Origin of the sequence: Chryseobacterium sp. SIMBA_029 (assembly GCF_046535275.1) — a bacterium.
Classification (GTDB): Bacteria; Bacteroidota; Bacteroidia; order Flavobacteriales; family Weeksellaceae; genus Chryseobacterium.
Genome location: NZ_JAWRXA010000457.1, coordinates 1 through 263, shown reverse-complemented (window position 1 = coordinate 263; position 263 = coordinate 1). Strand labels below are relative to the sequence as shown.

Sequence of the window (263 nt, the reverse complement as noted above, 5' to 3'; positions counted from 1 at the left end):
ATCGGCAAGGCCGCCCAGCACTCCCAGTCACTGGAAACGCTGTACGCCCACGTTCCAGGTCTGGAAGTCGTCGTTCCCTCCACGCCCAATGACGCCTACGGCCTGCTCCACACTGCCATAAAGAGCAACAACCCGACAATCTTCCTTGAACACAAGGGCCTCTACTACGACAAAGGGCCTGTTACGAAGGAACACATACCCCTGGGGCAGGCTCGCGTCGCCCGCCCTGGACAGCACGTAACCGTCGTTGCAACCCAGCTCAT

General features: G+C 59.7%; 1 pseudogene. It reads left to right on the top strand.

The features are described from left to right. A pseudogene (locus SB679_RS24805) lies at positions 1 to 263 on the top strand (alpha-ketoacid dehydrogenase subunit beta); the annotation flags it as partial.